The 10,284-nt window shown below is 70.5% G+C and carries 8 protein-coding genes; 4 read left to right on the forward strand and 4 right to left on the reverse strand.

Annotated elements, in window-relative coordinates:
• Positions 1 to 66: 66 nt before the first annotated feature.
• Entirely contained in the window at positions 67 to 2,046 is a 1,980-nt protein-coding gene (locus tag FPZ41_RS41160; protein ID WP_322621377.1) for an MFS transporter, read from the reverse strand.
• A 174-nt stretch (positions 2,047 to 2,220) separates the two neighbouring features.
• The gene (locus FPZ41_RS41165; protein WP_228023345.1) at positions 2,221 to 4,728 is read right to left on the reverse strand and encodes a D-alanyl-D-alanine carboxypeptidase; all 2,508 of its coding nucleotides are present in this window, start codon (positions 4,726 to 4,728) and stop codon (positions 2,221 to 2,223) included.
• Between the two features lie 312 nt (positions 4,729 to 5,040).
• Between FPZ41_RS41165 and FPZ41_RS41170 the strand changes: the two genes are divergently transcribed.
• The 4 genes from FPZ41_RS41170 to FPZ41_RS41190 all read left to right on the forward strand — a co-directional run bounded on the left by FPZ41_RS41170 (position 5,041) and on the right by FPZ41_RS41190 (position 9,099).
• Positions 5,041 to 5,796 carry a GOLPH3/VPS74 family protein gene (locus FPZ41_RS41170; protein ID WP_152869309.1) on the forward strand — a complete coding sequence of 252 codons (756 nt, stop codon included), beginning with the start codon at positions 5,041 to 5,043 and terminating at the stop codon, positions 5,794 to 5,796.
• 615 nt (positions 5,797 to 6,411) lie between these two features.
• A complete protein-coding gene (locus tag FPZ41_RS41180; protein ID WP_131560718.1) occupies positions 6,412 to 7,266 on the forward strand; it encodes a helix-turn-helix domain-containing protein in 855 nt (284 codons plus the stop codon).
• A 285-nt stretch (positions 7,267 to 7,551) separates the two neighbouring features.
• Positions 7,552 to 7,752 carry a DUF397 domain-containing protein gene (locus tag FPZ41_RS41185; protein ID WP_152869315.1) on the forward strand — a complete coding sequence of 67 codons (201 nt, stop codon included), beginning with the start codon at positions 7,552 to 7,554 and terminating at the stop codon, positions 7,750 to 7,752.
• A gap of 231 nt (positions 7,753 to 7,983) precedes the next feature.
• Positions 7,984 to 9,099: an ADP-ribosylglycohydrolase family protein gene (locus FPZ41_RS41190; protein WP_322621378.1), complete on the forward strand. Its 1,116-nt coding sequence runs from the start codon at positions 7,984 to 7,986 to the stop codon at positions 9,097 to 9,099.
• Between the two features lie 44 nt (positions 9,100 to 9,143).
• Here the strand turns inward: FPZ41_RS41190 and FPZ41_RS41195 are convergent, their stop codons facing one another.
• Positions 9,144 to 9,671, reverse strand: coding sequence for a glutathione peroxidase (locus FPZ41_RS41195; protein ID WP_152869319.1), 528 nt, complete (start codon positions 9,669 to 9,671; stop codon positions 9,144 to 9,146).
• Between the two features lie 141 nt (positions 9,672 to 9,812).
• Positions 9,813 to 10,284: ArsR family transcriptional regulator (locus tag FPZ41_RS41200; protein ID WP_152869321.1), on the reverse strand; the 472-nt coding region annotated here is incomplete at its 5' end.

The raw sequence follows: 10,284 nt of genomic DNA on the forward strand, positions 1-10,284 counted from the left end.
GGACGGGTGGGGGCGGCGGGGCGAGCAAAACCCGGCGGGCGCCGTCGGCCCCGTTGCCCGCAGCCCTCAGCGGAGTTCCTCCGGACACGGCGTGCCCCGCGGCAGCTGATACGGCGCCGCGAGGCGATACGTACCCGGCGCGGGCGCCAGAAGCTCGGTCCACTTGTCGCCGAACACGTCCTCCTCCGCCTCCATGAGGCAACCGTTGACGTTGTCGTACGTCTTCGGCACGGCATCGCCCTCCCGCCGCTTCGACTCCGCCGTCTCCTGAGGCCCCTGAAGGCTCTTGCCCTCCGCGTCGACCAGACTCAGCCACGGCGAGTACGGAATCCGGATCAGGACACGCCCCGCCTTGCTCACCCGGAGCGTCATCTCCCCCTGGGCGGCCCGGTCGACCACGGCGTCCGGCTCGGCCAGCTGCGTCGGATCCGTCACCGAGAACAACTGCCAGTTCGCGTCGCCCCAGATCTGCTTCAGATACGGCAGGCCCCGCTGAACCAGCTCCCGCTCCCGCTCGCCCCCGTCGCCGTCCGGCTCGTCCTTCGGCAGGACGACGTAGTGGACGGCCCACCGTTTCAGCCAGTCGTGGTAGTTCGCGGAGTTGAGTGTGTCGTCGTAGAAGAGCGGGTTGCGCTCCATGTCCGCCTGCCGGTTCCAGCCCCGCGCCAGGTTCACATACGGCGCCAGCGCCGAGGCCTCACGGTGCGAACGGGCCGGGACCACCTCCACGCGGCCCTTCTCGGCGCCCACCACCTGGAGCTCGTTCACCAGGGGCGCCAGCTCTCGGGCCCACGACGCGGCCGGTGTCGTGTGGACGACGTCATCCACAGTCTTGAAGCCGATCCATGTCGTGAAGCCGAGGAAGGCGATCACCGTGGCGTACCACTTACGGGAACGCGGCACCGCGAAGGGCAGCGCGGCCAGCAGCGCCACACCCGCGAACAGCATCGACAGCCGCGTGATGTTGGACCCGATCTGCGAGCTGATCAGCCAGACGAGGAGCACGGAGAGCCCGTACACCGCCGACGTGATCCGTACCGTCGTCCAGTCCTTGGGGACCAGGACGTAGACGGACAGCGCGAAGAGGAAAGGCAGGGACGCCGATCCGATCGACATCGGCTGTGTGCCCGAGAACGGGAACAGCCAGGCCGACAGCGCCACCACCGCCGCGGGCGCCAGACCCAGCGCCCACGCACCGGGACGGCGTTTCTGCAGGAACAGCGCCACCGCCACCAGCCCCACGAACAGGCCCGCCACAGGCGACGCCATGGTCGCCAGCGCGGCCAGTGGCGCGGCGCACAGGGCCTTCGCCCAGCGCTTGTAGCGCCAGCGGTACGGCCAGCAGAACACGACCGCGGTCGCGCCCAGCGCGAACAACGTGCCCAGCCCGAAGGTGACCCGCCCCGACGCCGCGTTGCACAGCAGCGCGAACACCCCGGCCAGCGCGGGCCACAGCGGCTGCCGCACCCCCCTGCTACGCATCAGGATCATCGTCAGCAGGCCCGCCGAGACCGTCCCGGCGATCATCATCGTCGTACGGACGCCGAGGACCGACATCAGGTACGGGGACACCACGCTGTACGAGACCGGGTGCATGCCGCCGTACCAGGCCAGGTTGTACGCCGAGTCCGGGTGCCGGCCGACGAACTCCGCCCACGCGTCCTGCGCCGCCAGATCCCCACCGCTGTTCGCGAACGTGAAGAACCAGACGAGGTGGAGGAGGGCGGAGAGGGCCGTGATGAGGGTGACGGGGTGGCGGAGGACGCGGGTCAGGCGGGTCAGGCCCGCCGGGCGGGTCGGGTGCGTCGGGCGGGTAAGGCCCGTCGCACCCGCCGGATGGGCCTCGCCGCTGGTGCCGGTGGTCGTCTCGTCGGCTCCGGTGGTCGTCTCAGCGGCTCCGGTGGTCGTCTCAGCGGCTCCGGTAGTCGCCTCGGTGGCTCCGGTGGTCTTCTCACGAGCGGTGCCGCGGGAGGGTGCTGGTATTCGCGGGCCGGTGCCCCGTTCCGGATCGGCGTCGTCGGCGTGTGTCCGCTCCGCTGTCGCCACCTGAACGCACTCCCCGTGTCCCTCTGGACGTGTCCCGTGTCTCGTTGGTCTCCGGTCGGTCGCGCGGCCTGCGACCTGCCGGTCTCGCGACGCTAGCACGCACCCCGCCGGTGAGCGCCCGATGGTCGACGGGCGCTGCTCCACCGACGGGGTGCGGTGCTGTCGCGGGGGCGGTCAGCCCACGCGGGTCAGCTTGCTGCCGAGGCCGGGCTCGGCGAGGTCCGACTGGAGCGCGACGGGCACCTCGACGGTGTCGCCCTTACCGTCTCCAACGGTGAGCGCACCCACCTTGGTTCCGGTCGTCGCCTCGTTCGGGATGGTCTTACCGTCGTCCGACAGCGCCAGCTTGACGGTCTGCCCGGCCCAGCCCACCGCGTCGACGTCCTTGGTGGCGACGACCGGTGTGTGACCGCCGAGCCCGTCGTCGACGTACCCGACGACGTCACCCTTCTTGAGGATCTTGTCGCTGGTCAACGCGTCCTGCGCGGCGACCATCGCGGTCTTGCTGACCGCGTTGACGGTGTCGATGATCGGCGCCGTGTGCTGGCCGAGGATCGCGCCGACGACGATCACGGTCTCGCCGCCGACCTCCTTGGTGGCCGCGAACAGCAGGTTGCCGCCGGCCTTGGTGGTCGAACCGGTCTTGATGCCGATGGCGTTGTCGTAGGGGACGAGCGTGTTGTAGTTGCGGTGCTCCTTGCCGGAGGGGTCCGTCCAGCTGGGCAGCCTGGTGAGGTCCGTCAGGGCCTGCATCTTCACCAGCTCGTTGCCGAGCTTGACCTGGTCCTCGGCGGTGGAGACGGTCGTCTCCTTCAGACCGGACGGGTCGGTGTACTCGGTGTTGGTCATTCCGAGGTCCTTGGCGGCGGCGTTCATCTTCTTGACGAACTCCTCCTCGGAACCGCCTGAGTCCCAACGGGCCAGCAACCGCGCGATGTTGTTCGCGGACGGAATCATGATGGCCGCTATGGCGTCCTGCAGGGAGAGCTTGTCGCCCTCCTTGACGGTGTTGAGCGTGGATTCGCCGTCGTCGCTGTAGCCGCCCTCCTTCTCGGCGAGCGCGTCGACCGGGACGGACGGACCCTTGGCGCCCACCTTCAGGGGGTGCTCCTTGAGGATGACGTACGCGGTCATCGCCTTGGCGACCGAGCCGATCGGCACGGCCGTCTGCTCACCGAAGCCGTCCATCGTGCCGATGCCGGTCACGTCCATCGCGCCCTGGCCCTCGCCCGGCCACGGCAGGGAGACCTTGTCGCCCTCGAAACGGTACGTCTGGTCGGCCGTCAGCGCGAGGGTGGGCGTCGGCAGGGGGCGTACGGCCTGTACGACCGCAAAGACGATCACCAGCAGAACGGCCAGTGGAGTCCAGATCTTGACCCGCCGGACGATCGTCCGGATCGGGGACGGCGGAGGCGGCGGGGTGTTCGTCAGCTCGGCCAGCAGGTCGATCGGCGGCTTGGGCGGCAGGGGCTGCTGTGCGGTGTGCTCGGGGCCGATCTGCGGGATGGCGGCGGTGGCGTCCGCGGGGACCGTCCCCGGAGGCGCGGGGGGCGCCTTGGCGGGCTTCGGGGGCCTCGGCTCGTCGAGCGGCTTGAGGGCCACGAACTTGCTGGTGCGCTCGGACTCCGAGTCGGGCTTCGGGTCTGGCTTCGGGTCGGGCTTGGCCTCGGGCTTCGAGGCGGACTTGGCCTCGGACTTCGGCTCGGGCTTGTCGGTGGTCCTGGCTGCCGACTTGTCCGCCGGCTCGGGCTCGTCCTTCGAGTCCCGCGAGTCCTTCGGCTTCGTGTCGCCGCCCAGCTTGAGCATGGTCGTGGGCTGGTCCACGGCGGGCGGCCGTACGGTGAAGACGGCGGTGGGCTGGTCGACCGGGGATTCGGGGGCGTCCGCCTTGTCCGATCCGCCGTCGGAGTCGGAGTCGGAGCCCGGCTCGGGCTTGGAGTCCGGCTTGGACTTGGGCTCGGGCTTGGACCCGGAACCAGACTTGGACGCGGAGTCCGCGTCGGCTTCGACTTCGGAGTCAGCGTCCTTGGCCGGGGCGTCCGCCTTGGAGGCCACCTTGGCGGCCTGCTCGGAGTCCGAGGCGTCCGAGGAGGCGCTCTGGGCGTCCGCCTGGGGCTTCTCGGCCTTGGTGTCGCCCTTGGGCTCGTCGGCCTCGGTCTCGGCCTTTCCGTCCGCCGTACCGGTCGTACCGTCGCCGTCGCTCTCCGCGGCGTCCTCGGCCCCGGAGTCCGTCTCCGAGCGGCGCTCGGCCTCGGACTCGCCCTCCGCCTCGGACCGGGTCTCCGCCTCCGGCTCGGGCTCCGTGGCGGCCTCGCCCTTGCTCTCCGGCTTGTCGTCGTCTCCGGAGCCCCCGGAGGCCCCCGAGCCCCCGGAGCCCGCGTCGGCGCCCTCAGCGGCCTTCGGGCTCTTGCCCTCACCGTCATCGTCACCGTCACGGTCACCGACGGCTGAGCCCTCCGTCGACCCCAGCGCGCGCTCGGCCTCCTCCAGACCCCGGCGTGAGAACACGGCGGTCGCCTGGTCCACACCCACCGACGCAGAAGCGGACGCCGCCCCCGCCACGGGAGCCTTTTCCTGGGCCACCGCCAGCCGCGGATCGGCCGAGGCCGCACCCGCAGCCGCCTTCACACCCGCCTTCGCCCCCGCGCCCGGTGCGCTCGTGGCCCCCGGTTCCGGAACCATGGACCGGTTCCCCGGCGTCGACCCAGCCGACGACTCGTACCGCTTCGACCTGTCGGGGGACTCGCCCGCCACCGATGCCTCCTCCTGCGCCGCCCCACTGCCGGAACGAGCGCCCTTCCGAACCGTGAACCCCGCCCGGACACTGCCCTGGACCGCTGTCCGAACCATGTACCAGTGTCCTGTGTGCGGGCTTACTTCAAGCCGTAGACGAGAACGACATACCTACTGGTTCCACTACGAACTGGTCACGCACCCTCGACAGACCAATGTGAGAGGGGTCACCCTGTCATTCATCCACGCGGGGAGGCATGGATGGGCAGGAGCCGCAGAACACTTCCGGAGGAGCTTCTGCTGCTGGCATTGGACCCGACCACGGGTACCACTGCACAGCCGCAGTCGCTCGACCTTGGTCTGGCCGGAGCGCAGCTAGTAGAGCTGGCGCTGGCCGGACGGATAGCCCCAGACGGGGATCGTATCGCCGTGGTGGCGCCACGGCCGACTGGAGATCCAACTCTGGACTCCGCGTTGGAGTTGTTGCGAAGGCGCGGCGCTCCGGTGCGGGCAGTCCACTGGATTGGCGGACCCCGGCTGGGGCTGCGCCAGACCTATCTCTCGCATCTGGAGCGGTGCGGCATGGTGCATGCCGTGGCGGGCCAGATGTGCGGGGTGCTGCCGACGACGCGCTATCAGGCGACGGACACGGCCATCAGTCGGGAGATCAAGGCCCGGCTGGATTCCGCGATCCGGACGGGCGTGCCGCCGGACCCGCGGACGGCCGCGCTCGCCGCGCTGGCCCATGCGGTCGGTCTCGGCAAGCACCTGTATCCCGGGAACGAGGGGCGGTCCTCCCGCTCCCGCCTCCGGGATCTGATCCGGCACGACCCCATGGGCGGCCTCGTGGCGCACGCCGTGATGGACGTCCAGAACGGTGCGGCGGCGCAGCCGCGCCGTAGCCCGGCACCGGCCGGCCGTCCGGCTCCCGCCGGGGGCAGGGCCGGGCAGGAGCCCGCCGGGGGCGTTCCGATGCAGCCGCGCCGCGGTTCCATGGCGCGTGTCGTGGCCCACTGAGCCGCGGGCCGCGACAGCGCCAACAGCGCCAACAGCGCCAACAGCGCCAACAGCGCCAACAGCGCCAACAGCGCCAACAGCGCGAACAGTGCCGAGGCGAGCACCACCGGCACCGGAGCATCGCGAACAAGCACCACAACAGCACCACGCGCACGTGCGGAAACGCACGAGCAGGCACCACGACGCAGTACCGCACCGCCACGCGGTACCGCACCGGCACGCAGCACGTCAGCGCCATGACGAGCCGTGACGTGGGCCTGGCCTGAAGACCCGTTCGGGAGCCGCCGGTTCGCGCGGGGCGTGTGAGGTCGTACGCAGTCCGTCCCGGACGATCCGTCCGGGCGGCGCCACGGCCTCACCGCCCCGCGCGGCCGCATGTACGGCCACATGTACAGCCGCAAGCACGGTCGTGCGCCCGGCCACATGTCCGGCCGTATACTTGGCCGAACACCCGGCCGAATTCGGCTGGATATCGCTGCCGAGGACGTACGGCCCCGAACTGGCGTGTGTACGGCGCATATCCGGTGTTTCCCAGCGGTAGTAAGCACCTTGGTGGCAATCTGCTCAGCAGCAGATACTCAAAGTGTGAGGCCCGCAGCCGGAGGTGCACGTCCCGTGGCGTCCAATGTCAATCCCACCGTCAGGCGACGCCGCCTGGGCCAGGAGCTCCGTCGGCTCCGCGAGCTCAAGGGCATGACGGCCGAGGAGGTCGCCGAGCGCCTGCTGGTCTCGCAGTCGAAGATCAGCCGCCTGGAGAACGGCCGCCGCAGCATCAGCCAGCGCGACGTCCGTGATCTGTGCGGGGTGTACGAGGTCGAGGACCACCGGGTCGTCGACTCGCTGATGCAGATGGCCAAGGACTCCCGCCAGCAGGGCTGGTGGCACGCCTTCGGCGACATCCCCTACAGCGTGTACATCGGTCTGGAGACGGACGCCGCCTCGCTCAGGGTGTACGAGCCCCAGGTCGTCCCCGGCCTGCTCCAGACCCCCGCCTACGCCGAGGCCCTCATCCAGGGTGCCCTGCCGGAGACCCCGACGACCGACGTGGAGAAACGGGTCCAGGTCCGGCTGCGCAGACAGGAACGAATCTCCGCCGACGAGCCCCTTCGCCTGTGGGCGGTGGTCGACGAGGCCGCCCTCCGTCGGGTCGTCGGCAGCCGTCTGATCATGCGCGAGCAACTGGAGCGGCTCGTCGAGCAGGCCCAGCGCCCGCACGTCACCGTCCAGATCCTGCCCTTCGACATGGGTGCGCATCCCGGTCTGAACGGCCAGTACGCGATCCTGGAGTTCCCCGACGCGGCGGATTCGAGCGTGGTCTACATCGAGGGGGTCACCAGCGACCTCTATCTGGAGAAGGCCCACGACGTCCAGAAGTACAGCGTCATGTATGAACACCTCCGCGCCCAGGCCCTGAACGCCGAACAGTCACGCCAGTTCATCGCGGACATCGCGAAGGAATACGCGCGCTGAGGTTCGCCCGTCCCGCTCCGGGGCGGACCGGACCGGACGGGTGGGAACGGCTCCACTGAGGCGATCGGCGACAAAAAGCGCACGAGGATACACCTGTGGCATCCAGTAGCGGAAGATACAGGTGGTATATGTCACCCGGTCGAGTGAATAGTCGCTTCGTTCACCGATGTTGGCGAGTAGCGTCGATCACGCCACCGACAGCAACAACGTTGGCGTGAACCGGACCGCGGATTCCGGACCAGGATCGCGGGACGGTTTCAGCAACTCGACAAGACCGGAGCAAACATGGCAATCCGTCAGGGCGCCACCTTCGAGTGGACGAAATCCTCGTACTCCGCCGGCAACGGCGCCTGTGTAGAGGTCAAATCCCCCGTCACTGCGACTCTGGCCGTCCGCGACTCCAAGGTCGCCGTGGGCCCCACCCTCGCGTTCCCCGCAACCGCATGGAACTCCTTCGTGACAGGTGTCAGCCGGGGATCGTTCTGACCCCTCGCACCGTCCCGATCACAACTTCACAGGCAACACCGAAGAGCCCTCTCGACTGGCCCGCCGTCCCGGCCGAGGGGGTTCGGCCTTGTTCAGGGCCCGCTGGATGCCCACCCGGGCGGGATCGTTCCGTTCGTCACGAGGACTGCACCTCACATTCCGATCCGGGCCCAGAACAGGCCGTTCCCGTTCGATTACAGTGCTCAGCGCGGACGACGGAGGGAGGGCGTGGTGGTGGCGAACGCCGGGGCCGTGTGGGGGCGGGCCGAACAGCAGGACTTTCGCAGCCGGGTGCGCGGGACGCTCCTCGGGGCGGCTGTCGGGGACGCGCTGGGCGCGCCGATCGACGCGCTCACCCTGGAGGAGATCCGCGCGGAGCACGGGGCGGAGGGGCTCGTCGACCTGGTGCCCGCGTACGGCAGGCGCGGCGCGGTCACCGATCTCACGCAGCTCACCCTCTTCACCGTGGACGGGCTGATACGGGCCCAGGTGCGCCGTGACACGGGTGCCTGGCATCCGCCGACGGACCTGCACCGGGCGTACCTCAGATGGGCGGCGACGCAACGGGACTGGGGGCCCGACGAGAGACGCAAGGACGACGGGTGGCTGGCCCGCGAGGAGTGGCTGTACGCCCGCCGCGACCCCTCCCTCGCCTGTCTGCTCGGCTTCGGCGACGCGACCATGGGCACGCTGGACGCGCCCAAGAACCCCGGCGAACCGGGGCCGGAGGCCGCCGCCCGATCGGCACCCTTCGGGCTCCTCGTCGGCTGGGAGTCGCAGCTCGTGGTGCAGCTCGCCGTGGAGTGCGCGGCGCAGACCCATGGGCATCCGAGGGCGTACCTCACTGCGGGGGCGTACGCCGCGATCGTGCACGCGCTGGCGCGCGGGGACAGCCTCGACGCGGCAGTCCAGCAGGCGCTGGTGCTCCTTGCCGCCCGGCCCGGCCATGAGCAGGTCACCGCCGCCCTCCAGCAGGCCCTCGGCGCCGTACGGCAGGGCATGCCCTCGCCGACCCGGGTCGAGGAGCTCGCCGGGGACGGTACGGCGGACGGGGCGCTCGCGGTGGCCGTGTACTGCGCGCTGGTGGGCGAGGACATGCGGCACGGGCTGTGTCTCGCGGTGAACCACGGTGGGCCCTCCGGAGCCGCGGGAGTGCTCACCGGCGGGCTGCTCGGTGCCCTCCACGGCGAGACGGCCCTCCCGTCGGCCTGGCTGGCCGAGCTGGAGGGCCGCCCCACGATGCTGGTCCTCGCGGACGACTTCGCGATGGAGATGACCCAGGGTCCGGCACTGCACGGTCCGGGAGGGGCGTCTCCCGGGTGGCTGACCCGGTACCCGAGGGCCTGAGACGCACATCCCGGGTGTCACACACCAGAGGGCGCCGAACCGCTTCAGCCGATGGCGCTCTCCACCGCCGCCACGACCTCCGCCGACTCCGGCTCGGTCTGCGGCGAGAAGCGGGCGACGACCGAGCCGTCCCGGCCGATGAGGAACTTCTCGAAGTTCCACCGGATGTCACCGGTGTGGCCCTCGGCGTCGGCCTGGTCCACGAGTCCCGCGTACAGCGGGTGGCGTCCCTCGCCGTTCACCTCGACCTTCTCCGTCATCGGGAAGGTCACGCCGTACGTCGCCGAGCAGAACTCCGCGATCTCCTCCGACGACCCCGGCTCCTGCCCGAGGAACTGGTTGCACGGCACCCCGAGCACGGTGAAGCCCTGGTCGGCATACCGCTCGTGCAGCCGCTCCAGGCCCGCGTACTGCGGTGTCAGCCCGCACTTGGAGGCCACGTTCACGACGAGGACGGCCTTGCCCCGGTACTGGCCGAGGTCCGCGGCGCCGCCCTGCAGCGCCCCGATCTCGATGTCGAGCACGGAGTCCGGGGTCCCAGCGGTGTTGTCAGCAGCGTTGTCAGCAGTCATGAGCGGATGCTAACTCCGGCAGGCGTACCGCAGACGGGGGGCCCTTGGTCACAGGCGGCACGGCCCGCGGTCTTGCACGTCCATTCCTCGCGGCCGGTCCCACACGTCCGTTCCTCGACGCCGGACTCACACGTCCGCCCCTCAGCCCCGCTGCGCCGTCACGAGCACCTCACCCGCCGCGGACCGGTAGTACAGCACGGACCGCCCCGCCCGCCGCCTCCGTACCAACCGCGCGTCGAGCAGCACCCGCAGATGGCGTCCGACGGACCCGAGCCCCTGCCCGGTCAGGGCCACCAACTGGGTCGTACTCATGGGGGAGTCCAGTAGGACGAGTATGCGGGCCCGGGCGTCGCCGAGGAGTGTGCCGAGGCCGGTGGGCACGGAGGTGACCGGTCCGTCGGTGAGCACGCCCGCGCAGGGGTAGACGACGGCGTACCGCTCGCCCTGGTCCCAGGAAACCCAGCCGTGGCGCTGCGGAGTGACGGGCACGAAGAGCAGTTCGGCGCCCGAGATCTCGCGCGGCGGGTTCGCGTGCAGATTGACCTGCAGCCGGTCCCCGCCGAGCCACCGCATGCCCGGCCGCAGCGCGTCGAGCACGGCGGCCCACCCGCCC

This window comes from Streptomyces acidicola (assembly GCF_009377235.1).
In the GTDB taxonomy this organism is placed as follows: Bacteria; Actinomycetota; Actinomycetes; order Streptomycetales; family Streptomycetaceae; genus Streptomyces; species Streptomyces acidicola.

Bases quoted from the DNA above. Each gene is read 5' to 3' on its own strand.
- FPZ41_RS41165 (WP_228023345.1), bottom strand. From the start codon at position 4,728: ATGGTTCCGGAACCGGGGGCCACGAGCGCACCGGGCGCGGGGGCGAAG.
- FPZ41_RS41170 (WP_152869309.1), top strand. From the start codon at position 5,041: ATGGGCAGGAGCCGCAGAACACTTCCGGAGGAGCTTCTGCTGCTGGCA.
- FPZ41_RS41185 (WP_152869315.1), top strand. From the start codon at position 7,552: ATGGCAATCCGTCAGGGCGCCACCTTCGAGTGGACGAAATCCTCGTAC.
- FPZ41_RS41195 (WP_152869319.1), bottom strand. From the start codon at position 9,671: ATGACTGCTGACAACGCTGCTGACAACACCGCTGGGACCCCGGACTCC.